This is a genomic window from Microbacterium sp., from assembly GCF_003248605.1.
Classification (GTDB): domain Bacteria; phylum Actinomycetota; class Actinomycetes; order Actinomycetales; family Microbacteriaceae; genus Microbacterium.
In genome coordinates, this window is sequence record NZ_QFPF01000005.1 from 35,210 (window position 1) to 58,285 (window position 23,076).

A 23,076-nucleotide genomic window follows, 5' to 3' on the forward strand; every position below is an offset into this window, starting at 1 on the left:
CGCTTCAGTCGCCGAGGGCGGCGGACACCACGGCGCGGGCCTCGGCCTGCACCTGAGCGAGGTGCTCGGGACCGCGCAGCGACTCGGCGTAGAGCTTGTAGACGTCTTCGGTGCCCGAGGGGCGCGCGGCGAACCACGCATGCTCGGTCACGACCTTCAGCCCCCCGATCGCCGCTTCGTTGCCGGGGGCGTGCGAGAGCTTCGCGAGGATCGGCTCACCCGCAAGCTCCGTCGCGGTGACGGCATCCGGAGACAGCTTCGACAGCGCCGCCTTCTGCGCGGGGGAGGCGGGCGCGTCGACCCGCTGGTAGACCGACGCGCCGAACTCGGCCTCGAGCTCGGCGTACCGCTGCGAGGGCGTCTTGCCCGTGACCGCGAGGATCTCGGCCGCGAGCAGACACAGGATGATGCCGTCCTTGTCGGTCGTCCACACCCCGCCGTCGGTGCGCAGGAACGACGCCCCGGCGGACTCTTCGCCGCCGAAGGCGACGGACCCGTCGAGCAGGCCGGGCACGAACCATTTGAATCCGACCGGCACCTCGAGCAGGCGCCGCCCGAGTGACTCGGTCACGCGGTCGATGATCATCGACGACACGAGCGTCTTGCCGACGGCGGCATCGGCGCCCCAGCCCGGGCGGTGCGAGAACAGGTAGTCGATCGCGACCGCGAGGTAGTGGTTGGGGTTCATCAGGCCGGCATCGGGGGTGACGATGCCGTGCCGGTCAGCGTCGGCGTCGTTGCCCGTGAGCAGGTCGTAGTCGTCGCGTCGCGCGACGAGCGAGGCCATGGCGTTCGGCGACGAGGGATCCATGCGGATCTTCTCGTCCCAGTCGAGCGTCATGAACTTCCACGTCGGGTCGACGTCCGGGTTCACGACGGTCAGATCGAGACCGTACATCTCGGCGATGAGCGCCCAGTAGTCGACCGATGCCCCGCCGAGCGGGTCGGCGCCGATGCGCACGCCCGCATTCTTGATCGACTCCAGGTCGATGATGCTCGCGAGGTCGCGGACGTACTCCTGGCGGAAGTCGTAGGTACCCAGCGAGTCGGCCACGATGTCGGCGAACCGCACGCGCTGCACGCCGTCCAGGCCCGCGGCGATGAGCTCGTTCGCCCGGTTCGCGATCCAGCCGGTCGCGTCGGTGTCGGCGGGCCCGCCGTTCGGCGGGTTGTACTTGAACCCGCCGTCGCGCGGGGGGTTGTGACTGGGGGTGACGACGATGCCGTCGGCGCGGCCGGAGTCGTCGAGGTCGAGGTCGCGGTTGTACGCGAGGATCGCGTGGCTGAGCGCGGGCGTGGGCACCCACGAGTCGCGCGCGTCGACGCGCACGTCGATGCCGTTGGCGACGAGCACCTCGATGGCGCTGCGCTCGGCGGGGCGCGAGAGGCCGTGTGTGTCGCGGCCGAGGAACAGGGGCCCCTCGATGCCCTGCGCGCGGCGGTAGTCGATGATCGCCTGCGTCGTGGCGAGGATGTGGTCTTCGTTGAAGCTCGTCGACAGCGACGAGCCGCGGTGGCCGCTCGTGCCGAACGCGACGCGTTGCTCGGGGATGCCGGCGTCCGGCTTTCGGTCGTAGTACGCCGAGATGAGTTCGTCGATGTCGATCAGATCGGATGCCTCGGCGGGCTGTCCTGCGCGGCTCATGTGCTTAGTCTGCCCTGCCGAGGGCGCTCCAGCATCCTTTCGTCGCGTTCGCACACCCCGGCGGGTGCGTGCCGATATGGTTCGAGAGTGCCGCGTGTGACGGAAGTGCAGCCGACCGCGATGCCGACGCGGGTCGCGATCGTCGATGATCACGAACTCGTGGCGATGGCGGTGCGGGCGATCGTCGACGACGCACCCGATCTGGTCTTCGCCCGGCACGAGACGACGATGGATGCTCTCGTCCGCCGTCGTCGGGACGCCGATCTCGTCGTGCTCGATCTGAGTCTGCCGGATGGCACCGCCCCCGACGCGAACGTACGGGCGGCCACTGCGTGGGGGGGGCGTCCATTCTGATCCTGACCGCCGCGGAGAATCCGTACCTCGTGCGCGAGGCGTCGCGGACGGACGCGCTGGGCATCGTGCGCAAGTCCGTTCCGCGCGATGTCCTGGCCGCCGCGCTGCTCGCCGCAGCACGCGGGGAGTACGTGCCCACGACCGAGTGGGCGTCGGCCCTGGACACCGACCCTCTGCTGCGTGCGGCGCCGCTCACCGCTCGGGAGCGAGAGGTGCTGGGGCTCTACGCCGTAGGCCTCGGTGCCAAGGAGGTGGGGGCCGCGCTGTACGTGAGCGAGAACACGGTCAACGATCATCTGCGCCGTATCCGCGCCGTGTATCGCCAGCTCGGGCGCCCCGCGGCGACGAAGATCGAGCTGTACCAGCGCAGCCTCGAGGACGGCTTCCTGCCTGCTCCGCGCCGTGGGTGAGCTCGCGCGGGGGATGCGCGGCGGACGCCGCGCGGAACTCGCCGCTGCGCGGCTGCTCGTCTCGGGGATCGCCGTCACGGTGGTGATGTCGTCCATCACGACGTTCGTCGTCGCTGATCCTCAGGGCCGGGTGGAACTCCCGGGGTGGTTCTCCGTCGTGACCGGTGCGGCCTTCGCGGTGCTCGTGGTCGTGGGCGCTGCATCGGCATGGGTGGGGGTGCGGGCGCTGCGGGTCGGGGCCGCGGCCGGAGTGGCGATCTTCTTCCTCGCGCTCGTGTTGTTCGCGCCCGCGAGCGGCGTGCTGGATGGCACCGCGACCGCGGGAACCGTGCCCTGGGTGCTGACGGCCGTGGGTGGATTCGCCGTCGCCGCCGTGGTCGCAGGGGGACCGGGCCTGGGCTGGGCGGCGATCCTCGCCTGGGCGGGGCTGCTCGCGACATACCGCGTCGCCCTGGGCGGCTACTCGATGACGGGGCTCGCAAACGATGCTCAGGCGCTGATGACCGGCGCGACGCTCTGCCTGATCTCGGCGCGCGTCCTGCGGGTCAGTCGGGAGCTGGACGCGACCGCGGCGCGGGTGAACGCCGTCGTGGCCGAGCAGGGGGCGGCACGGGGTCGCCTCGCTGCGCGCGCCCGTGTCGCCTCCTTCGTCCACGACGACGTCCTGGCGGCGCTCCGCGGCGCATCGGAGGCGGTCGTCGGCACGGCCGAGGCGGTGCGCCTGCAGGCCCGGCGGGCGACCGCCGTGATCGCCGTCGAGTCGGAGTCCGACGACTGGATCGATCGACTTCGGGTGCTCGCCGACGAGGCGGGAGCGCACTTCACCGTCGAGCGCGTGGCGCGGGCCGTCGTTCCCGGCGAGCACGTCAAGGACGCGGTGGTCGTCGCGGCGAGGCAGGCCCTCGACAACAGCGTTCGGCACGCGGGGACGTGCACCCGGAGCGTTCGCCTCGAGGTCGGCGGGGCCGGACTCGTGCTGTGGATCGTCGACGACGGCGTCGGGTTCTCAGCCCCGTCGATCCCGCCGGGTCGTCTGGGTATCGCGACGAGCATCGAGGGCGCCATGCGGGACCTGGCCGGCGGGGACGCGCGCGTCGCATCGGCACCGGGGCGGGGCACGACCGTGGAGCTGCGCTGGGACGAGGAGAGCGGTCCCGACGTCCACTTCGCCGAGCCCCCCTCGTTCCGGCGCCCCGTCTTCTCGCTGCCGGGTGTGCTCGCCATCGCGGCTCTCTTCGTGCTGACGCAGACGCTCGTGGCCGCGGCGGGGGTCTCCGCCGAGCCCGGTGCGGGATGGTGGCCGTTGGCCGTCCTGGCGGGCATCCTGGCGGCGACCGCGCTCGTTCTGCCCATTCCGCCGGGGCGCGCGTCGCGGGGCGTCGCGGTGGTCGTCGTCCTCGGCGTCACGATCCTCGGCGGGTTGCTCGCGACCCCGCCACCCCTCACTTACGGAAGCGCGTGGTTCATCCCCGCTGCCGGGTTCGTCCTCGTCGCCGTGGCGTTCGACGCGCGTCCCGCACTCGCGGTCGTCGGTCTCGTCCCTCTCCTTCTCCTCCTCGTCGCGGACGCGTCCGTGCGGGGCGGCGACCTGACTCAGATCGTCAGCATCGTGGTCCGGACGGCGACGATCGTCGGCCTCGGGGCGCTCTTCGCGGCATCCATCGTGCGCATGCGACGGTCTACCCGTGCCATCGCCCGTCGAGCGGCATCGGCGACGCAGCAGCGGGAATGGGATCGTGCGGCGCAACACGAGATCGAGGCTCGGCGCGCCGAGCTCGACGAGCTGGCAGGGCCCCTTCTCGCACGCATCGCCTCCGGTGAGCAGCTCAGCGCCGACGACCGTGCCCGTGCCCGGGCCCTGGAGGGGCGACTGCGGGATGGCTACCGCGCGGGCCGGCTGCTGCATCCTTCCCTGATCGAGGCCGCGGTACGCGCGCGCATCCGCGGGGTCGACGTGGTGCTGCTGGACGACGCGGGGCAGGCGGAGATCGACGCGGTGGCCGCCGCAACGATCGCGGAGTGGATGCAGGGTGTGCTGGACGAGGCGCACCGACGGTTCGTCGGCCGGCTGCTCCCGCCAGGTCGGGCAACCGCCGCTCAGGTCGTCGTCGACGGCAGCGCCCGGAACTTCCCGGGCTGAGCCACGCCAGCGTCCACAACCACCGACGTCGGTGGGTGAAGCCCGCGTCCCGGGGACGCGCGCGACCCTAGCGTGAGCGGTGTCCCCGCACGATGCCGACTTCCTCTCCCCAAGGAACCCCATGAACAAAGTCATCAAAGGAACCATCGCCGCAGGCGCGGCCGTCGCTCTCTTCGGGGGTGGTGCCGGATCGCTCGCCTACTGGCAGGCCTCGGAGAGCACCGATGAGCTGACCCTTCAGATGGGGCACGTCCAGCTCATGGAAGGCGCGAAGACCTACTACCTCAACGGCGACGAGATGTCCTATGAAACGCTGAACAGCTACGACAGCCGGCTCGTGCCCGGAGATGTGGTCACCTACAACCACCGATTCGGGATCGATGTCGCGACGGGGGCGGACACAGTGCTCAACGTCGCCGAGCTGGAGTTCGAGGACACCCCGCAGTTCGTCCTCGACGCGCTCGAGACCGATCTCACGGTGAGTGTCGTGGAGGAGTGGTCCGAGAACCTGACGTTCTCGGCGACGAATGAGGCGCGTTCGTTCAACGTCTCGGGGCGCGGTTTGGTGGAGGTCACGGTCAAGGTCGCGGTTCCCGCCGACCACGCCGACTCGGAGACGATGGTCTACGGCATCAGCCTGAAGCCGCTTCCGGTGACGCTCACGCAGGTCGCCGAACCTCTGCCTGACGCCGTCGGCTGACGCGGTCGGTGATCGCCTCACTCGGTCGGGGGCTGGCGTGGGGCGCGTTCGGCCTCGTCGCGCTGATCGCCGCGCTGGTGCTCGTCGTGCCCGTTGCGGCCGGAGGTGAGCGGTACACCATCCTCGGCGGCTCGATGGATCCCGCGATTCCGCTCGGGTCGCTCGTCGTCGTGCAGCCCCGCGAGTTCGACGAGGTCCGGGTGGGCGATGTCGTCACCTTTCAGCTCGAATCCGGCAAGTCCCCCGTCGCGACGCACCGTGTCGTCGGCGAGGGTCGGGCGGGCGACGGCGAGCGCGTGCTGGTGACGCAGGGCGATGCGAACGACGCCGCCGATCTCGAACCCGTCCGGGCGCCCCAGCTGCGCGGAGTGCTGCTGTACAGCATCCCGTTGCTCGGATGGATGAACGTCCTGATCTCGGGGGAGTTGCGCGCATGGGTGCTCCCGCTGGCGAGCGGGGCGTTGCTGGTCTACGCCATCTGGATGTTCGTGAGCGCCTGGCGCGATCGCATCCGCCGGCAGGGAGAGGTTCGCACCCGCCTCGAGGCACCCGAACAGGGCGCGGATGCCCGACTAGGCTGACTGCTTGTGACGACCGCCGCCGAACCCGCCCCCCGCACCTACAGCTACCTCGGGCCGGCCGGAACCTTCACCGAGGCGGCCCTCGCGCAGGTGCCCGAGGCGCGGGGGCAGCGCTGGCGGCCAGTACGCAACATCGGCGAAGCGCTCGCCGATGTCACCGAGGGCCGCTCGCACGCCGCGATGATCGCGATCGAGAACTCCGTCGACGGCGGTGTCTCGACTGCACAAGATGCTCTGGCCACCGTTCCCGGACTGCGCATCGTGGGTGAGTATCTCGTGCCTGTGAACTTCGTGCTGGTCGCTCTGCCCGGCACGAGCCTCGCGGACGTCGACGTCGTGGCCGCGCATCCCGTCGCCTACGGGCAGTGCCTGCAGTGGCTCACCAAGGCCCTGCCGGGGCACGCCCACCTGCCGAGCGCGAGCAATGTCGCGAGCGCCGTGGGCCTGCTCGATGGAACGAACGACGCCGATGCCGCGATCGCCCCGCCCACCATCACCGAGCACCACGACCTGGCCGTCCTCGCCGAGAACATCGGCGACAACCCGAGCGCCGTGACGCGGTTCGTGCTCGTCAGCCGTACGGTCGCCCCGGCGCCCCCGACCGGCGCTGACAAGACGTCCCTCATCGTCGAGCTGCCCGAAGACCACCCGGGAGCACTTCTCGAACTGCTCGAGCAGTTCGCCACCCGCGGCATCAACCTCAGCCTGCTCGCCTCGCGCCCGATCGGCGACGCCCTCGGCCGCTATCGGTTCGTCATCGACGCCGACGGGCACATCCACGACGAGCGCATGGCCGACGCCCTGCTGGGCCTGCGGCGGTTCAGCCCGAAGGTGCTCTTCCTCGGCTCGTACCCCCGTGCCGACCGCAACGTCGTCCGCTATCCCGATCGTTACTCCGACGACGTCTTCGTCGAGGCGCGCGATTGGCTGCGCGGACTGCTCAGCGGCGCCCCCGAGGCGTAGCCCGGGAGCGACGCGGCGGCGTCAGCCGACCGCCGCGCGGGCGCCGGCCGCGACGAGCTCGAGTGTCTGCGCGCGGCCACCCGCAGCATCCCGTGGCTCGGCGTCGAAGGCGCCCGCGACCGGCGAGAGCATGACCTCGTCGACGCCGTGCAGGTTCGCGAAGGCCGCGACCTCGGCGGCGACCTGCTCGCCCGTGCCCACGAACCACCGCTGCCGGCCCGACGCCACGAAGGACTCTGCGATCGGGTCCATGGGCTCGGCCTGCGCCTGCTCGACGGTTTCGAGGGGGATGAGGGGCTTGTTGGTGCGGAGCCTGGCCATCATCCGCAGCTGCGGCAGCGCACGCGCCTCAGCCTCGTCGGCGGTCGCGGCGGCGACGACGTTGACGGTCACGAACGTGCGAGGCGCGGGGTGCGACTGGCTGGGGCGGTACTGGTCGCGGTAGAGCGCGAGCGCCCGCTCGAGTCCCTCCCCGGCGAAGTGGTTCGCGAACACGTACGGAAGACCGAGGGACGCCGCCAGCTGCGCCGAGTAGTCACTCGATCCCAGCAGCCAGACCTCGGGTGCGGCGCCCGCCGCGGGGGTGGCGTGCACGTCGTACGTGCCGCCGCTGGTGAAGCGCACCGTCGCGCCCTCGGGGGAGGACATCGCGAGGATGTCGCGGATGTTGTCGGGGAACCGGTCGACCTCGCTCGTCGTGCCAGACTGGCGCAGCAGCTGAGTGATGCCGGGATCGCTGCCGGGCGCGCGCCCGATGCCGAGGTCGATGCGCCCCGGCGCGAGGGCCTCGAGCGCGGCGAACTGCTCGGCGACGATGAGGGGCGAGTGGTTGGGCAGCATGACGCCACCGGAGCCCACGCGGATGCGCGCCGTGCGCGCGGCGGCGGCGGCGATCAGCACCGGCGGCGCCGTGGACGCGACCGCCGGCATGTTGTGGTGCTCGGCGAACCAGTACCGGCGATAGCCGAGCTCGTCGGCGGTGCGTGCGAGATCGAGGGATGCCGCCACCGCCTCGGCGCTGGTCTGCCCTGACCTCACGGGCACGAGATCGAGCACGGACAGGGCGGGGGCGGCGGAAGAAGACATCGCAGAGTCAAACGCGCGGGGCCGCCGGGCATTCCCGCGGCCTCTGCGGGACCCGCGGGGCGGGGTCGGCCGGAGACGGGGCAACACTCCGGAGAGTTGCCGCGTCTGTCGGCTCCGGGCGCCGATATCGGCCCCTCGGGGGCGATGTCTCCGGAATGTTGGCACGCGGCGCCCGCGGAGCCCGCGCCGTACGCGCCGCACGGCCGGGCGGGCGCCGGGCTCAGCGCGCTGCGCGCTTGACCTGCTCGTACGCCTCGAGTGCCGCGGCGCGCGAGCGCTTCAGATCGACAAGGGGCTCGGGTCCGCGGCCCTCCGCGTGGTCGGGCGCCCACTCCCGCACGTACGTGCCGTGTCTGTCGAACTTCTCGGCCTGCAGCTCGGGGTTGAAGACGCGGAAGTACGGTGCCGCATCGGCCCCCGAGCCCGCGACCCATTGCCAGTTGAAGGGGTTGGAGGCGCCGTCGGCGTCGACCAGGGTGTCCCAGAACCACTCCTCGCCGCGCCGCCAATCGATCAGCAGGTTCTTGATCAGATACGACGCCGTCACCATGCGGACGCGGTTGTGCATGATGCCGGTGCGCCAGAGCTCCCGCATGCCGGCGTCGACGAGCGGCACGCCGGTCCGGCCCTGCTGCCAGGCCTCGAGGTGCGAGGGCTTGAGCCGCGGCCACGGAAACGCATCGAACTCGCGGCGCAGATTCACTGTCGCCAGATCGGGATGCGAGAACAGCACGTGCGCGGCGAACTCACGCCAGCCGATCTCGCTCAGAAACCGCGACGCGGCGCCCGCGTTCGCTCCCGACTCCCGTGCCGACACCGTCTCGTGCCACACGGTGTACGGACTGATCTCGCCCCAGCGCAAACGCGGGGACAGTCGCGAGGTCGCTCCCGCGGCAGGTTCGTCGCGCGCGGCGTCGTAGTCGGCGAGATCGTCGGCGAGGAACTCGCGCAGCCGTGCCCGCGCGGCCGGCTCTCCCGGCTCCCACACCTCGCGCAGCCCGCCGGCCCAGTCCGGCGCGGTCGGCAGCAGAGCCCAGTCGTCGAGCTCGTCGGAGTCCACTCGCTCCGCAGGGGCGGGCACCGCGCGCGGCTCGGGAAGCGGAGCGCGCGGCGCGGGCAGCGCGAGACACGCCTTCCAGAACGGGGTGAACACCGAGTACGACCCGCCCGCGCCGGTCGTGACGGTCCAGGGTTCGAAGAGCAGCGACCCGGCGAACGACGCGACCTCGACGCCGTCGGCCCGCAGCGTCTCCTTCAGCCCCGCATCGACATCGCGCTCGGCGCCGCCGTAGCGACGGTTCCAGAACACCGCGCCCGCGCCGGTGTCGCGTACCACCCGCGGCAGCACGTCGGCGGCGGTGCCGCGGCGCAGCACGAGCGTGCCGCCGCGCTCGTGCAGGCGCTCGCCCAGCGATGCCAGCGACCCGTGCAGCCACCACTTCGCCGCTCCGCCGAGCGGCCTGATGCCGGGGGAGACCTCGTCGAGCACGTACACCACGACAACGGGTTCGTCGCGGTCGAGAGCAGCGCGCAGGGCGGGGTTGTCGGCCAGGCGCAGGTCGTCGCGCAGCCACACGATCGAGGGGCTCGTCATTTCTGCAGGCTACCGGCGCGGGGATGCTGCGGCGCGGCCTTGACGCGCGACGCCCGACCGGGCAGAGGCCGCTACAGGGACGACGTGTCGTGCCCGTCCGGCACGACGATGAGCAGCGCGCCGCGGTCGATCGTGCAGCGGATGCGCACCGCTTCGCCGAACTCGTCGCCGTCGAGCTCGATGGGCTGCGCCGGCTGGGTCGCCAGCTCGATGCCCTCACCCTGCAGGTAGCGCACCGACGAGTCGCGGCCGCGACGCTCGAGTACGCGGCGTCCCGCGCGGAAGCGGCGCAGCACGCTGTTGTCCCACCAGACCTTGCGCCAGACGCCCAACCAGCCGAACGCGCCGGTGGGCTGGATGATCGCGACATCGAGCAGGCCGTCGGCGACCGAGGCCTCCGGGATCAGCGAGATGCCCGCGGGCAGCGCGCCGCAGTTGGCGAAGAGCACGCTCTGCACCTTGGCCGAGTGCAGCCGGCGTTCCTTCATCTGGTACATCACGCGGAACGCCTTGGCGGTCGCGAGCGAACGTGCCGCGCCGTCGACGTAGGCGACCCAGCCGACGGCCTTCTTCAGCTGCGAGTTGGTGTTGGCGATCATCGCGGCGTCCAGGCCGATTCCGGCCATGACCACGAAGGCGTGTCGATTGCGCGTGCCATCGGCACGGCGGATGTCGGCGAACCCGATGTCGACGGGGTGCGTGTCGCCCGCGAACGTCGCCGCGACCATGGGCTCCGGGTCGTTCAGGGGCAGGTTCAGGTTGCGCGCGAGGAGGTTGCCGGTGCCGCTGGGCACGATCGTCAGAGGCGTGCCCGTGCCCGCCATCGCCTCGGACACCGCGCGCACCGTGCCGTCGCCGCCCGCCACGAGCACGGCGTCGACGCCCTCCTCGAGTGCCTGGCGGGTGACGTCGTCGCCGAGGTCGTCGACGGTCGTCTCGAAGAAGATCGGCTCGGCCCAGTCGGCCGCCGCCGAGAGGTCGGTGACGAGGGCACGCAGGCGATCGGGCGTGACCTTGATGGGGTTGTAGACCAGCGCCGCGCGTTTGCGGGGCGCGGGGTCGGGGGCATCCATCGAGGTCGTCTCGCCCTCGGGGGTGACCTGACGCGCCGCGCCCGATTCGCCGTCGGCCTTGTCGGGCGCGATGTCATCCGGTTGACGGATGACGTCGTCGGGCCGGGCGGCCTCCGCGGGGTCCGGTTCGTCGTCGGAGGTGCCGGAGGCCGCGGTCATGGGTCCACCTTAGGGTCAGGCCGGGCGCCCGTCCGTGCCCGCGAACCGGCGATGAATGCCGCAACTAGACTGTCCGGGTGATCGATGCCCTGCTCCTTCGCGACCACCCCGACCTGGTGAAGCGCTCGCAGGTGGCGCGCGGCCACTCGCCTCAGACGGTGGATGCCGCCCTCGATGCCGACCGCGAGCGCCGTGCCGCGCTCTCCTCGTTCGAGGAGCTGCGTGCCGCGCAGAACGCCTTCGGCAAGCGGGTGGCGGCCGCCCCGAAGGACGAGAAGGCCGCGCTGGTCGCCGAGGCGAAGGGCATGGCCGAGCAGGTCAAGCAGGCGCAGACCCGGGTCGCCGCGGCGGAGCAGGCGGCAGCATCCGCCCTCTCGCGTATCGAGAATCTCGTGATCGAGGGCGTTCCCGCGGGCGGCGAGGAGAACTTCGCGCTCGTGCGCACCGTCGGCGAGCCCGTCGCGTTCGACTTCGAACCCCTCGACCACCTCGCGCTCGGCGAGAAGCTCGGCGCGATCGACATGGAGCGCGGCGCCAAGGTGTCGGGGGCCCGCTTCTACTTTCTGAAGGGCGTGGGCGCACGCCTCGAGCTGGCGCTCATGAACCTCGCGCTGAACACCGCGATCGAGGCCGGATTCACGCCGCTCATCACGCCGACCCTCGTCCGCCCCGAGATCATGAAGGGCACGGGGTTCCTCGGCGAGCACGCCGACGAGGTCTATCACCTGCCCGACGACGACCTCTACCTCACCGGCACGAGCGAGGTGGCGCTCGCCGGTTCGCCGAGGCCGAGCACCTGCGTCTGCTGGCGTGGCAGGAGCAGATGCTGCAGCCGCTCGGCCTGTCGTACCGCGTGATCGACGTCGCCGCGGGAGATCTCGGGTCGTCGGCGGCTCGCAAGTACGACATCGAGGCGTGGATTCCCACGCAGGGTGCGTACCGCGAGCTGACGTCGACCTCGAACTGCACGACGTATCAGGCGCGCAGGCTCGACATCCGGCATCGCCCCGACGGCGGCAAGACGCAGACGGTCGCGACCCTCAACGGCACGCTCGCGACGACGCGCTGGATCGTCGCGCTGCTCGAGACGCACCAGCGGGCCGACGGGTCGGTCACGGTGCCCGAGGTGCTGCGCCCGTACCTCGGCGGCCTCGAGGTGCTGGAGCCGATCGCATGACCGCGTACCGGGCGAGCGACGAGGGGCCCGAGGGGTCGGCCTCGCTGCCCGAGTCCGGATCGATCGAGATCGTCACGCCCGACGAGGCAGCCGATCTCGTCGAGGACATCGCCGAGGAGACGGGGGATGCTGCAGCGACGGCATCCGCGCTCGCTCCGATGCTCATCGTGCTCGACATCGACGGCACGGTCCTGCTCGAGGACGAGACGTTGAGCCCGGGCATCGTGGAGGCCGTGGCCGATGCACGCGAGGCCGGCCACGAGGTGATGCTCGCCACCGGCCGCAGCTGGGAGGGCACCCGCGGTATTCTGCGGGCGCTCGAGCTCGACCCCGAGTACGTCGTGTGCTCGAACGGCGCCGTGGTGCTGCAGCGGGTGGACCGCGACGACGTGCACTACGAGCGGGTGCACACCGAGACCTTCGATGCGACCGCCGTGCTGACCCTGCTGCGCGAGCACCTGCCCGATGCGCACTACCTCGTGGAGCTGCCCAACGGCGAGCGCATGTACACCGAGTACCTCGACGACTGGAACCTGCTCGCCGCTCACCGCGTGCCGTTCGAGGAGCTCGCGGCGGTGCCCGTGTGCCGCGTCGTCGTCGTCTCGCCGGAGCACGCCGAGTCGGACTTCCTCGAGCTGGTCGATCGCATCGGTCTCAACCAGGTCTCGTACGCCATCGGCTGGACCGCGTGGCTCGACATCGCACCCCAGGGGGTCGACAAGGGCACCGCGCTCGAGATCGTCCGGGGCTGGCTCGGCATGCCCGCCGACCGTGTGCTGGTGATCGGCGACGGTCGCAACGACGTCGGCATGTTCGAGTGGGCGCTCGCGCACGGAGGGCGGGCGATCGCCATGGCGCAGGGACCCGACGAGGTGCGCGCGGCGGCGGGCGAGGTGACGACTTCGGTGCAGGAGGGCGGGGTCGCCGCGATCCTGCGGGCGCTCGGTCGCTGACGCGCGAGCGCCACGCCGAAAGCGTCCCGCTTTCAGGGCCTTGCCAGCCGTTCCTGCCAGAATCGGGGCCATCTCGTCTGTCGGTTAGACTCGACGCCGTCGACGGTTCCGGGTTTCCGGTGCCGCCGGGAGGGTTGTCCGAGCGGCCGATGGACCTGGTCTTGAAAACCAGTGGGCAGCAATGTCCCGTGGGTTCGAATCCCACACCCTCCGCCAGACGTTCTCGGCGGACCCCCGCCCCGAGAGGATCCGAGTGAGCGAGACGAAGCCGCCGAAGCGTCGGTCGACCGTCGCCCGGCACGGTCAGCTGTCGTCGCCGTCCGCCTGGGGTCAGATCGTGCGGTTCGTCGCCGTCGGGCTCGCCGTCGTGATGGTCGCGGGTGTCGGGGTCGTCTCGTACACCGCCTACACGGCCGTCGCGAGCTTCACCGACGCGGCTGTCGAGCTCGAGGGGCAGGCGGCCGTACCGCCCGACATCGGCGAGATCGAGGGCGGGGTCAACCTGTTCGTCGCCGGCACCGACGCGTGCGAGCCGGAGTACGCGCAGTACTTCGGCGATCGCTGCACGGGCCCCGACGCCGGGGGCGAGCTCAACGACGTCAACATGCTCGTGCACATCTCGGACGCCCCGCGTCGGGTGACGGTCGTGAGCTTTCCGCGCGACCTGATGCTGCCGATCCCCGAGTGCACCGACCCCGAGACGGGACGCACGTCGTCGGCGATGAGCAAGCAGCCGCTCAATTCGACCTTCTCGTACGGCGGACTCTCGTGCGCCGTCAACACGATCTCCGACCTCACGGGGCAGAACATCCCGTTCGCCGCATCGATCACATGGGGTGGCGTGATCGAGGTCACCAACGCGATCGGCGGCGTCGAGGTCTGCATCGCCAACGGCATCACCGACTACCACACGGGCCTCGACCTGCCCGAGGGCAATGTGACACTGCAGGGCATCGAGGCGCTGCAGTTTCTGCGCACCCGCCACGGCGTCGGCAACGGAGGCGACCTCGGCCGTATCTCGAATCAGCAGCAGTACATGTCTCGTCTGGCGCGCAAGCTGATCAGCGACGAGGTGCTCGCGAACCCCGCGACACTGTATTCGCTCGCCGGCACCGCGCTGCAGAACATCACGCCGAGCGCGACGCTGACCAACCCGCTGACGCTCGTGCAGATCGCGCTCGCCGTCAAGGACGTTCCGTTCGACGAGATCGTCTTCATCTCCTATCCCGTGCTCACCGACCCGTCCGACTCCAACCGCGTAGTGCCCAACTATGCGGCGGCCGAGGAGCTGTGGGCGGCGCTCGAGGCCAATCAGCCGCTGCAGCTGTCGGGCGAGGCGAGCCAGGGTGACGGCGTGATCGTGCAGTCCCCCGAGCCGACGGCCGAGCCCGCACCCGAGCCGTCCCAGGAGGCCACTTCCGGCGCGACGCCCGAGCCCACCGAGACCGCCGCAGTGCTGCCCGAGGCGATCGCGGGCCAGACGGCCGCCATGGACACCTGTTCGAACGGCAACGGCTGACACCCGCGTGGATGCTGTGGCCACAGCATCCACGGTTCGTCGTGTGCCGCGGTTGCGGTTAGTATTGCGGGGTGCGCCCGCGCCGTTTCGCGTTGGGTGCCATGGAGACGTCGCATAGTCAGGCCTAGTGCACCACCCTGCTAAGGTGGAGTCCCCTCACGGGGACCGAGGGTTCAAATCCCTCCGTCTCCGCTCGAAAAAGTCCTGATCAGAAGCTTTTTTGTCACCACCTGCCACGAAATCTGCCATTTCTGCCACGTTCCTAACGGGGTTGGTGTTGAGCATTCTGGCGATCATGTGCGATCGCACGTAGCTTTCTGCTCGCCGCGCGGTCGTTCGACTTGCCGCTTCGGCCGCTTCGGCGCGGGACCGAGAGCGCGAATCCCTCCGTCTCCTTGTGTGCTTGCGTGCCATCGCTTGAGCGGCACGGCGGGCTCGGTCGCGAACGCGCCGAAGATGCGAGCGACCGCAGTGGCGGTGAATCACGCCGCGGAGAATGCGTGCCCAACTCTCCGTGACCGCGTCGCCGGACTCCGCTCGGTCGGAATGGGCGCTCGTTCATCCCGAGGCGCTACGCAGGATTGGGTTGCTGGCGGCAGCGGATCCCGCGCGAGCTGACGAGCTGAAGAGCCCGCAATTTCCGTCAACCAAGTGGCAGGGGAGGGGCGGCGCGAAGTCGGTGAACGTGATCAATGGGTGGACGACTTAGCATCCCGCCAATGAATGCGTCTAGCTGGACTTGACGGCAGTGGGGCGGCGTGTGCATAATCATCCTGACCGATTGGTCAATCGATTTAGCAGATTCCTCTAGCGGGATATCGCCACCATCGACTCAACGAGGAGCAGGAGTGGGCAGGGTTCGCATTTCCGACGTCGCAGCGGCGGCGGGCGTGTCGGTATCGACCGTCTCGCTCGTCATGAACGACGTCGAATCGCGTATCCCCGAAGCCACGCGTGAGCGGGTGCGTGCCGCCGCGGAGCAGGTCGGCTACCAGCCCAGCTCCGTCGCCCGCAGCCTGCGCACGCAGCGCACCCGCACCGTCGGGCTCATCTCCGACCAGATCGCGACGACGCCGTTCGCCGGACGCATGCTCGCCGGTGCGCAGGACGTCGCCCGCGAGCACTCGCACCTGCTGTTTCTCGTCGACACCGGCGGTGACGTCGACATCGAGCGCGACGCGATCCGTGCCCTCGGCGCGCAGTGGGTCGACGCCATGATTTACGCCGCGATGTGGCATCGCGTGCTCTCGACCCCGGCCGGCCTTCCCGACGACGCCGTCTTCCTCGACTGCCGCCCCGCGGCCGGCGGCTACCGATCCGTCGTGCCGGCCGACCGCGAAGGCGGTCGTGCGGCGGTGCGTGCGCTCACCGAAGCCGGGCACCGGCGCATCGCATACATCGACACCAACGAAGATGCGCCGATCGCCGCGAGCCTGCGTCACGAGGGCTACCTGGAGGCGCTCGCCGAGGCGGGCATCGAGCCCGACCCCGCATGGCACGTCGCCGCGCAGACCTCGCCCCAGGGTGGTCGCATCGCGGCCGAGAGGCTGCTCGACCTGCCCGAAGCGATCCGCCCCACAGCGTTCTTCTGCTTCAACGACCGGATGGCGACCGGCGTCTACCGCGCGGCGCACGCCCGCGGCCTCGACATCCCCCGCGACCTCTCGGTCGTCGGCTTCGACGACCAGCAGTTCGTCGCGGCCGAACAGGACCCACCCCTCACCACCGTTGCCCTGCCCCACTACGAGATGGGTCGCTGGGCGATGGAGGCCGCGCTCGGCATCCGCGCGGAGGGTGAAAAGGATGCCGTGCACCACATGGAGTGTCCCGTCGTGCGACGAGACTCCGTGGGCCCGCCGCCGGCGCACGTCGGCAAACAGAACCGGCGACGGGCTTCACACACAACCGAACGGTCGCGAACCGCGACCACCGATCGGTGATCGACGCGGGCGTCGATCACAAGAAAAGGAAAGCACAATGAAGCGCACTCCCGTGCGGGTCGCCGCGGCAGCGGGGCTCGTGAGCGTTCTGGCACTGGCCGGCTGCGGACAGGCCGGTCAGGGCGACACCACCACCGAGGACGGTCGCACCCAGCTCACCATGTGGACCCACTCGGCCGGAAACGAGGCCGAGCTCGAGGTCTACGAGCAGATCATCTCCGACTTCAACGCGTCGCAGGACGAGTACGAGGTCGTGCACGAGTCGTTCCCGCAGGGCGCGTACAACGACGCGATCGTCGCGGCGGCAGCCTCGAACGACCTGCCCTGCCTGCTCGACCTCGACGGTCCGATCATGCCCAACTGGGCCTGGGCGGGCTACCTGCAGCCGCTCGAGCTGCCCACCGAGCTCACCGACTCGCTGCTGCCCACCGCGGTGGGTGTCTGGGACGACGAGATCTACTCGGCCGGCTACTGGGACGCCGCACTCGGCATCTTCGCTCGCCAGTCGGTGCTCGATGAGAACGGCATCCGCATTCCCACGGTCGACGAGCCCTGGACGGCAGACGAGTTCGCCGACGTCCTGTCGACGCTGAAGGATGCCGGCTACGAGACGCCCATCGACATCGGCGCCGAAGACACCGGCGAGTGGTGGCCGTACGCGTACTCGCCGTTCCTGCAGAGCTTCGGCGGCGACCTCATCGACCGCGACACGATGCTCTCCGCAGGCGGCGCGCTCAACGGCGCGGATGCCGTCGCGTGGGGCGAGTGGTTCCAGGGGCTGTTCGCCGACGGTTACGCGAACGCGAGCGGCACGATCGGCAACCAGGAGTTCATCGACGACCAGGTGGCGCTCAGCTACACCGGCGTGTGGAACGCGCTGACGGCGCTCGAGGAGGTCGGCGACGACCTGCTCATCCTGCCGGCGCCCGACCTCGGCAATGGCCCCAAGATCGGCGGCGGCTCGTGGCAGTGGGGCATCTCGTCCAGCTGCGAGCAGGCAGACGGTGCACGCGCGTACCTGGAGTTCAGCTTCCAGGACGAGTACATCACCGCCTTCGCCGACAAGCAGATCGTGATCCCGGCCACCGAGTCGGCAGCCGCGGCATCCGAGTACTTCGGTGAAGACGGCGCCCTGCGCGACTTCGTCGAGTTCTCGCAGCAGTATGCCGTGCTGCGTCCCGAGACGCCCGCCTACGCGGTCATCTCGACCACGTTCGAGACCGCTGCGAAAGACATCATGAACGGCGCCGACGTGCAAGAGACCCTCGACCGCGCCGTCTCCGAGATCGACGCCAACATCGCGTCGAACGACGGGTACGGATTCCAGTGATCGCCTGACCGGTGGGGGCGCTCGCCCCCACCGGTCCCCACGGAAGCACTCCCATGACTGTCACACCCCCGACGGTCGCGGCCGAGACGCCTCGGCGCGCGACCCGCCGCATCCGCAGCGCACGCGGACGCGAGACCTGGGCCGGCCTCGGCATGATCGCCCCCGCGGCGCTCCTGCTGCTGCTCTTCCTCGTGATCCCGGTGATCCTCGCCTTCACGCTCTCGTTCACCAACGCGCGACTGATCTCGCCGAACCCGCCGCGGTTCGTCGGCTTCGACAACTTCATCCGGGTCTTCACGACCGACCCCGTCTTCTTGCAGTCGGCGTGGAACACCTTCGTCTTCGCCCTGGTCGTCGTGCCGGTGCAGGCGGGCCTCGGCCTGCTGCTGGCCGTACTCGTGAACCGGCGGATGCGGGGGACGACGTTCTTCCGCGTCGTCTTCTTCATCCCCGTCGTCACCTCGATCGTCGTGGTGTCGATCCTCTGGAAGTTCATGTACCAGAAGGACGGCCTCATCAACTCGATGATCGACACGCTCACCTTCGGAGCGTGGGCGGGCGTCGATTGGCTCAACAACCCCGACACGGCCCTCGGCGCCATCATCGTGCTGTCGATCTGGCAGGCCGTCGGGTTCCACATGATCATCTGGCTCTCGGGCCTGCAGACCATTCCCGAAGAGCTCTACGAGGCGGCCAAGATGGACGGCGCGAGCCCGTGGCGCCAGTTCACGAACGTCACCTGGCCGGGCCTGCGCCCGACGATGGTGTTCGTCCTGGTGACCATCACGATCGCGGCCCTCGGCCTGTTCGTGCAGGTCGATGTCATGACGCAGGGCGGTCCCGTCAACTCGACCTCCACGATCGTCTTCCACGCCGTGCGCAAGGGCTACGAGCAGCAGGAGATCGGCTACGCGGCGGCGATCTCGCTGATCTTCTTCGTCGCCGTGCTGATCATCGCGCTCATCCAGCGCTGGCTGACGCGAGAGAAGGACTGACATGGCCATCGATACGACCTCGACCCGTGCCGTCACCACGCGCGGCAGCGGCCAGCGCCGCGCGGCGACGCCCGCCAGCGAGCACCGTGTGCGCCTGCGGGGCCGCATCTTCACCTACATCGCGATGAGCGTGTTCGGGATCATCTTCATGTTCCCGCTCGTGTTCATGTTCGTCTCGAGCCTCAAGCCCGACGCGCAGATCCTGCAGGACGTCGACTCGCCGATGGCGTTCGTGCCGGCAGGTGACATCAGCCTCGACAACTACTTCGGGGTCTTCGACCGGGTGCCGGTGGCGCAGTTCCTGTTCAACTCGATCTTCATCACGGTGCTCACCGTGGGACTCGGGCTCATCGTCAACTCGATGGCCGGCTTCGCACTGTCGCGTCTGCGGTGGAAGGGTCGCGCCGTCGTCATGGCGATGGTGATCGCGACGCTCATCGTGCCCTTCGAGACGATCGCGGTGCCGATGGTCTACTGGGTCGCCCAGCTGCCCACCCTCGTGATGGAGGGCGGACTGCTCAAGTACGACTTCGGCTGGCTCAACACCTACGAGGTGCAGATCGTGCCGTTCGTCGCGAACGCGTTCTCGATCTTCCTGTTCGCGCAGTACTTCTCGACGATCCCGACCTCGCTCGACGAGGCGGCGCGCATCGACGGGGCGAGCTGGTTCACGATCTACCGTCGCATCCTGGTGCCGCTGTCGGGTCCCGCGTTCGCGACGGTCGCGATCCTCACGTTCCTGCCCGCGTGGAACCAGTACCTGTGGCCGCTCATGGTGGTGCAGAAGGAGGAGCTGCGGCCGGTCATGGTCGGCATGCAGTACTTCTTCCAGCTCAACACCGCGTGGGGCGAGGTCATGGCGTACACGTCGCTGATCACGCTGCCCGTGCTCATCGTGTTCTTGATCTTCCAGCGGGCGTTCGTCAGCTCGATCGCCGCGAGCGGGGTGAAGGGATGACGCCGCCTGCGCGCGTGGCCGTCGTCGGCGAAGCGCTCGTCGACGTGGTGCACCGCATCGACGGGAGCGTCGATCGCGCCCCTGGTGGCAGTCCTGCGAACGTCGCCCTGACCCTCGGCAGACTGGGGCTCGACGTGGCGCTGCACACGCGCCTCGGCGACGACCCCGATGGACGCGCGGTGCGGCGGTGGCTCTCCGACTCGGGGGTGCGGATCGAAGCCGCTGCTGCACCGCGCACCTCGACGGCGACCGCCCGGCTCGATGAGGCGGGAGCTGCCGAGTACACGTTCGACATCGACGGCGAGCCCGTCGACGCGGCGCTCGCGCCGGCCGACGTGCTGCACGTCGGCTCGGTCGCTGCGCTGCTGACGCCGGGTGCGGATCTGGTCGTCGAACTGGCCGAGCACCGGATGCCGGGGACCCTCCTCAGCTACGACCCGAACATCCGCCCCGCACTCGTCGACGACCCCGCCGACGTGCGTCATCGCGTGCAGCGCCTGGTCGCCGCGGCCGACATCGTGAAGGCCAGCGATGAGGACGTGCGGTGGTTGCACCCCGACCGCGACATCGACGACGTCGCACGGGAATGGCTGGCGAGCGGGCCGACGCTGGTGGTGGTCACGGCAGGCTCGGGCGGCGCCACCGCCTATCGGACGGACGGACGCCACCGTGTCGTGGCGGCCGACACCACCGTCGTCGACACCGTCGGCGCAGGCGACACGTTCATGGGCACCCTCGTCGCCGCGCTGCTCGCGGCGACATCGGGTGCCGAAGACAGGAGGGCCGCGATCGCGGCGCTCACGCCCGGCGTGCTCGAGCATGTGCTGCTCGCGTGCGCCGAAGCAGCCGCGATCACCGTGTCGCGGCCCGGTGCCGACCCGCCGGTCGCCGCCGAACTCAATTTCCTCAACTCCGTGGGCCTCGCCCACACCACGAAAGGCTGATGCGTGTTCGATCTTCCCGGTTCCTGGGTCTGGGACTACTGGTTCGCCGACGACGGCGAGCGCTACCACCTCTTCTACCTGTACGCCTCGCGCGCGCTGCAGGACCCCGATGCGCGCCACTACCGCGCGTCGATCGGTCACGCCGTCTCGACCGACCTTGAGACGTGGACGCAGGTGCCCGACGCACTCGTGCGCAGCGATGCCCCCGCGTTCGACGACCTCGCCACGTGGACCGGCTCGACCGTGCGCCACCCCGACGGCACCTGGTTCATGTTCTACACGGGGTCGACGCTCGCCGAGGGCGGCAAGAACGTGCAGCGCATCGGGTATGCGACCTCACCCGACCTCGAGGTGTGGACGAAGCACCCCGGTGCCGTGCTCGAAGCATCGGGCCCGTGGTACGAGACCCTCGCCGACGACGCCTGGCACGACGAGGCGTTCCGCGACCCGTGGGTCTTCGCCGACCCGAACGGCGACGGCTGGCACATGTACATCACCGCCCGCGCCCCGCACGGTGACCCCGCAGGGCGGGGCGTCATCGGGCATGCGACCTCGCCGAACCTGCGGGAATGGACCCTGCAGCCGCCGCTGTCGACGCCGAGCGAGACCGGGTTCGGGCAGCTCGAAGTGATGCAGGTCGAGGTCGTCGACGGCACACCCGTGTTGCTGTTCTCGTGCCTGGGTGATCACGCCACGGCATCCCGCAGCGATGCCCGCGGCGGCACCTGGGCGGTGCCCGCGGACAGCCTCACCGGGCCGTTCCACCTCGACGACGCCTACCCGCTCACCGACGAGACGCTCTACGTCGGGCGTCTGCTGCAGCGTCGCGACGACGGCCAGTGGCTGCTGTTCGCATTCCGCCACCAAGATGCCGACGGCCGCTTCGTCGGCGGTGTGACCGACCCGATGCCCGTCTCGTGGGTGGGTGGCCGCCTGACCGCCGCAGGGGTGACAGTCTCCGCCTGACCTCAATGAAAGGAGACGCCGATGACGTCATCTCCCCACCACTCCGACACCCGAGCCCGCCGGTGGGCTCGGGTGGGCGGGGCGTCGGCAGCAGCAGCCGTCGCCGCGTCGCTCGCGCTCGCAGCCCCCGCGGCGCCGGCTGAGGCCGCGCCCGGCGACACGTACCGCAACATACGCCTCGAGCAGGAGCGCATTCCGTGGAGCTACGCGCTCGCACGACTCGGGGTGTCCTGACGAGGATCTGATCGTTGCTCCAGCGCGCTCCTATTGACCTGTCGGTGACGCGTGGTACCTTAATCGCAACAAACGCAACCACCTGCGTTTACGTTTATTGAGGTGATCTCCGTGTCTCGCGCTGCAGTTGTTGAAGAGACGTACCTTCCCAGCAGGGGAGTCGAGCTTGCCCCTGTGCTGGACTTCCTCACCGCCCATGAGGCCGCCGGTCGGGCTCTTCCCGAGCCAAGGTACTTTCTTGCGGGGGCGCGTCCAGGTGACCAGGTGGAGCTTCCGGAAGAGGTCTACCTCGCTCTCCGCAAGATCGTGGACGCGATGCAGAGCGGGCTTGCCGTGTCAGTTGTACCCCAGACAACACGGCTCACCACCCAGCAGGCAGCGGATCTCCTGAACGTGAGCCGCCCGACCATTGTGAAGCTCCTCGACGAGGGCGAGATCCCGTTCGAGAAGGCGGGAACACACCGGCGCGTTCTCCTCGCGGATCTGCTCGAATACCGCGAACGCCGCCGTGAGCGCCAGTACGACATGCTCGCCGCCACGCGCGACCCCGTCGGCGAAGACAACATCGAGCAGACGCTCGAGGCCCTGAAAGCGGCTAGGAAGGCAGTGGCAGCGAGGCGGGCTGCCCGACTCTGACTTCGCAGGCTGACAGGATGGGGTCGTGTTCACGGCGACCCTCGACACCAGCGTGCTGTGGCCAAGCCTGCAACGCGACTTCCTCCTTTCCCTCGCGGTCGAGGGCGCGTATCGACCGACCTGGAGTTCGGCGATCCTCGAAGAACTCGAGTTCCACGAGGAGGCCAAGCTCGTGAAGCGGGGGATACCCATAGTGGAGGCGGCCAGCCGCGCAGCGACCCTCATCGCCGCGATGCGGCGAGAGTTCGCCGACGCGGAGGTCGAAGGCTGGGAGCCGCTGGAAGGTACGTTCGGGCTTCCCGATCCGGATGACGAGCATGTGGTCGCTGCGGCCGTCATCGCGGGAGCCGGAGCGATCGTCACCGAGAACCTGAAGGACTTCCCTGCAGGCAAGATTCCGCCGGGCATTCAGGTGCTCAGCGCCAGGGAGTTCGCGAAGAACACTGTCGCGCTCAACCCCAGGCATGCGCTCGCCGCGGTGCGGGAGATCGCGAGTCGTTCCGGCCGCTACGGTGCAGCGCTCACCGTCGAGGAGATCCTGGACACGTTGCGCGACCGATACGGCATGATCGAAGCCGTCGAGATGATGGTCGAAGCTGCGTCCGCGTAGTCTCCAGATCGCGTGACTAAAGGGCGAGTGCGGCCACCTGATTTCGCGCCGAACACTCGCCACGTTTCTGCCACGAATCGAACCCGGTCGACCTGATCCAGGAGTACGT

At 69.8% G+C, this 23,076-nt stretch carries 21 protein-coding genes, 2 tRNA genes and 1 pseudogene; 20 read left to right on the forward strand and 4 right to left on the reverse strand.

What is annotated here, in order from left to right:
- Positions 1 to 4: 4 nt before the first annotated feature.
- Entirely contained in the window at positions 5 to 1,645 is a 1,641-nt protein-coding gene (pgm, locus tag DI573_RS01615) for a phosphoglucomutase (alpha-D-glucose-1,6-bisphosphate-dependent) (protein ID WP_292809941.1), read from the reverse strand.
- A gap of 96 nt (positions 1,646 to 1,741) precedes the next feature.
- On the opposite strand from pgm, the gene DI573_RS01620 reads away from it, so the two are divergent.
- The 6 genes from DI573_RS01620 to pheA all read left to right on the forward strand — a co-directional run bounded on the left by DI573_RS01620 (position 1,742) and on the right by pheA (position 6,793).
- On the forward strand, positions 1,742 to 1,999 hold the full coding sequence (locus DI573_RS01620) for a hypothetical protein (RefSeq protein ID WP_292809943.1): 258 nt from the start codon (positions 1,742 to 1,744) through the stop codon (positions 1,997 to 1,999).
- Complete coding sequence (locus DI573_RS01625) at positions 1,978 to 2,409, forward strand: LuxR C-terminal-related transcriptional regulator (protein WP_292809945.1); 432 nt, start codon at positions 1,978 to 1,980, stop codon at positions 2,407 to 2,409. The genes DI573_RS01620 and DI573_RS01625 overlap by 22 nt, the downstream gene beginning before the upstream one ends.
- Positions 2,402 to 4,549 (forward strand): ATP-binding protein, encoded by a 2,148-nt coding sequence (locus tag DI573_RS01630; RefSeq protein ID WP_292809947.1) that lies wholly within the window; start codon positions 2,402 to 2,404, stop codon positions 4,547 to 4,549. Before DI573_RS01625 ends, DI573_RS01630 begins: the two co-directional genes overlap by 8 nt.
- A 121-nt stretch (positions 4,550 to 4,670) precedes the next feature.
- The gene (locus DI573_RS01635; RefSeq protein WP_292809949.1) at positions 4,671 to 5,249 is read left to right on the forward strand and encodes an alternate-type signal peptide domain-containing protein; all 579 of its coding nucleotides are present in this window, start codon (positions 4,671 to 4,673) and stop codon (positions 5,247 to 5,249) included.
- A gap of 8 nt (positions 5,250 to 5,257) precedes the next feature.
- Positions 5,258 to 5,830, forward strand: coding sequence for a signal peptidase I (locus DI573_RS01640; RefSeq protein WP_292809951.1), 573 nt, complete (start codon positions 5,258 to 5,260; stop codon positions 5,828 to 5,830).
- Between the two features lie 6 nt (positions 5,831 to 5,836).
- Positions 5,837 to 6,793, forward strand: a complete 957-nt coding sequence (gene pheA / locus DI573_RS01645; RefSeq protein ID WP_292809953.1) for a prephenate dehydratase — start codon at positions 5,837 to 5,839, stop codon at positions 6,791 to 6,793.
- Positions 6,794 to 6,814: 21 nt separating this feature from the next.
- On the opposite strand, the gene DI573_RS01650 is transcribed toward pheA, so the two are convergent.
- The 3 genes from DI573_RS01650 to DI573_RS01660 form a co-directional block, all read right to left on the reverse strand.
- The gene (locus DI573_RS01650) at positions 6,815 to 7,879 is read right to left on the reverse strand and encodes an LLM class flavin-dependent oxidoreductase (RefSeq protein WP_292809955.1); all 1,065 of its coding nucleotides are present in this window, start codon (positions 7,877 to 7,879) and stop codon (positions 6,815 to 6,817) included.
- Positions 7,880 to 8,099: 220 nt separating this feature from the next.
- Complete coding sequence (locus DI573_RS01655; RefSeq protein WP_292809957.1) at positions 8,100 to 9,473, reverse strand: deoxyribodipyrimidine photo-lyase; 1,374 nt, start codon at positions 9,471 to 9,473, stop codon at positions 8,100 to 8,102.
- Positions 9,474 to 9,544: 71 nt separating this feature from the next.
- On the reverse strand, positions 9,545 to 10,705 hold the full coding sequence (locus DI573_RS01660) for a diacylglycerol kinase family protein (protein ID WP_292809958.1): 1,161 nt from the start codon (positions 10,703 to 10,705) through the stop codon (positions 9,545 to 9,547).
- A 77-nt stretch (positions 10,706 to 10,782) separates the two neighbouring features.
- Between DI573_RS01660 and DI573_RS01665 the strand changes: the two are divergent.
- The 14 genes and pseudogenes from DI573_RS01665 (at position 10,783) to DI573_RS01730 (ending at position 22,967) form a co-directional block, all read left to right on the forward strand.
- Positions 10,783 to 11,882: pseudogene (locus tag DI573_RS01665) on the forward strand (serine--tRNA ligase).
- Complete coding sequence (locus tag DI573_RS01670) at positions 11,879 to 12,835, forward strand: HAD family hydrolase (protein ID WP_292809960.1); 957 nt, start codon at positions 11,879 to 11,881, stop codon at positions 12,833 to 12,835. Before DI573_RS01665 ends, DI573_RS01670 begins: the two are co-directional and overlap by 4 nt.
- 128 nt (positions 12,836 to 12,963) lie before the next feature.
- Positions 12,964 to 13,051 (forward strand) — tRNA-Ser (locus DI573_RS01675).
- Between the two features lie 37 nt (positions 13,052 to 13,088).
- Positions 13,089 to 14,354 (forward strand): LCP family protein, encoded by a 1,266-nt coding sequence (locus DI573_RS01680; protein ID WP_292809962.1) that lies wholly within the window; start codon positions 13,089 to 13,091, stop codon positions 14,352 to 14,354.
- 103 nt (positions 14,355 to 14,457) lie between these two features.
- Positions 14,458 to 14,546, forward strand: a tRNA-Ser gene (locus DI573_RS01685).
- A 656-nt stretch (positions 14,547 to 15,202) separates the two neighbouring features.
- Entirely contained in the window at positions 15,203 to 16,294 is a 1,092-nt protein-coding gene (locus DI573_RS01690; RefSeq protein WP_292809964.1) for a LacI family DNA-binding transcriptional regulator, read from the forward strand.
- A gap of 37 nt (positions 16,295 to 16,331) precedes the next feature.
- Positions 16,332 to 17,624 (forward strand): extracellular solute-binding protein, encoded by a 1,293-nt coding sequence (locus tag DI573_RS01695; RefSeq protein ID WP_292809966.1) that lies wholly within the window; start codon positions 16,332 to 16,334, stop codon positions 17,622 to 17,624.
- 53 nt (positions 17,625 to 17,677) lie between these two features.
- Positions 17,678 to 18,619, forward strand: a complete 942-nt coding sequence (locus DI573_RS01700) for a sugar ABC transporter permease (protein ID WP_292809968.1) — start codon at positions 17,678 to 17,680, stop codon at positions 18,617 to 18,619.
- 1 nt (position 18,620) lies between these two features.
- On the forward strand, positions 18,621 to 19,577 hold the full coding sequence (locus DI573_RS01705) for a carbohydrate ABC transporter permease (protein ID WP_283716200.1): 957 nt from the start codon (positions 18,621 to 18,623) through the stop codon (positions 19,575 to 19,577).
- A complete protein-coding gene (locus DI573_RS01710; RefSeq protein WP_283716201.1) occupies positions 19,574 to 20,521 on the forward strand; it encodes a carbohydrate kinase in 948 nt (315 codons plus the stop codon). Before DI573_RS01705 ends, DI573_RS01710 begins: the two co-directional genes overlap by 4 nt.
- Positions 20,522 to 20,524: 3 nt before the next feature.
- Positions 20,525 to 21,487 (forward strand): glycoside hydrolase family 68 protein, encoded by a 963-nt coding sequence (locus tag DI573_RS01715; protein ID WP_292809973.1) that lies wholly within the window; start codon positions 20,525 to 20,527, stop codon positions 21,485 to 21,487.
- 21 nt (positions 21,488 to 21,508) lie between these two features.
- Positions 21,509 to 21,721: a hypothetical protein gene (locus DI573_RS01720; protein ID WP_292809975.1), complete on the forward strand. Its 213-nt coding sequence runs from the start codon at positions 21,509 to 21,511 to the stop codon at positions 21,719 to 21,721.
- Positions 21,722 to 21,823: 102 nt separating this feature from the next.
- The gene (locus DI573_RS01725) at positions 21,824 to 22,357 is read left to right on the forward strand and encodes a helix-turn-helix domain-containing protein (RefSeq protein ID WP_292809977.1); all 534 of its coding nucleotides are present in this window, start codon (positions 21,824 to 21,826) and stop codon (positions 22,355 to 22,357) included.
- 25 nt (positions 22,358 to 22,382) lie between these two features.
- Complete coding sequence (locus tag DI573_RS01730; protein WP_292809979.1) at positions 22,383 to 22,967, forward strand: PIN domain-containing protein; 585 nt, start codon at positions 22,383 to 22,385, stop codon at positions 22,965 to 22,967.
- The last annotated feature ends 109 nt before the right edge of the window (positions 22,968 to 23,076 follow it).

Excerpts from the sequence above, each read along its gene's own strand:
- pgm (WP_292809941.1), bottom strand. The coding sequence starts at position 1,645 with ATGAGCCGCGCAGGACAGCCCGCCGAGGCATCCGATCTGATCGACATC.
- DI573_RS01635 (WP_292809949.1), top strand. The coding sequence starts at position 4,671 with ATGAACAAAGTCATCAAAGGAACCATCGCCGCAGGCGCGGCCGTCGCT.
- DI573_RS01650 (WP_292809955.1), bottom strand. The coding sequence starts at position 7,879 with ATGTCTTCTTCCGCCGCCCCCGCCCTGTCCGTGCTCGATCTCGTGCCC.
- DI573_RS01655 (WP_292809957.1), bottom strand. The coding sequence starts at position 9,473 with ATGACGAGCCCCTCGATCGTGTGGCTGCGCGACGACCTGCGCCTGGCC.
- DI573_RS01660 (WP_292809958.1), bottom strand. The coding sequence starts at position 10,705 with ATGACCGCGGCCTCCGGCACCTCCGACGACGAACCGGACCCCGCGGAG.
- DI573_RS01670 (WP_292809960.1), top strand. The coding sequence starts at position 11,879 with ATGACCGCGTACCGGGCGAGCGACGAGGGGCCCGAGGGGTCGGCCTCG.
- DI573_RS01695 (WP_292809966.1), top strand. The coding sequence starts at position 16,332 with ATGAAGCGCACTCCCGTGCGGGTCGCCGCGGCAGCGGGGCTCGTGAGC.
- DI573_RS01700 (WP_292809968.1), top strand. The coding sequence starts at position 17,678 with ATGACTGTCACACCCCCGACGGTCGCGGCCGAGACGCCTCGGCGCGCG.
- DI573_RS01705 (WP_283716200.1), top strand. The coding sequence starts at position 18,621 with ATGGCCATCGATACGACCTCGACCCGTGCCGTCACCACGCGCGGCAGC.
- DI573_RS01710 (WP_283716201.1), top strand. The coding sequence starts at position 19,574 with ATGACGCCGCCTGCGCGCGTGGCCGTCGTCGGCGAAGCGCTCGTCGAC.
- DI573_RS01720 (WP_292809975.1), top strand. The coding sequence starts at position 21,509 with ATGACGTCATCTCCCCACCACTCCGACACCCGAGCCCGCCGGTGGGCT.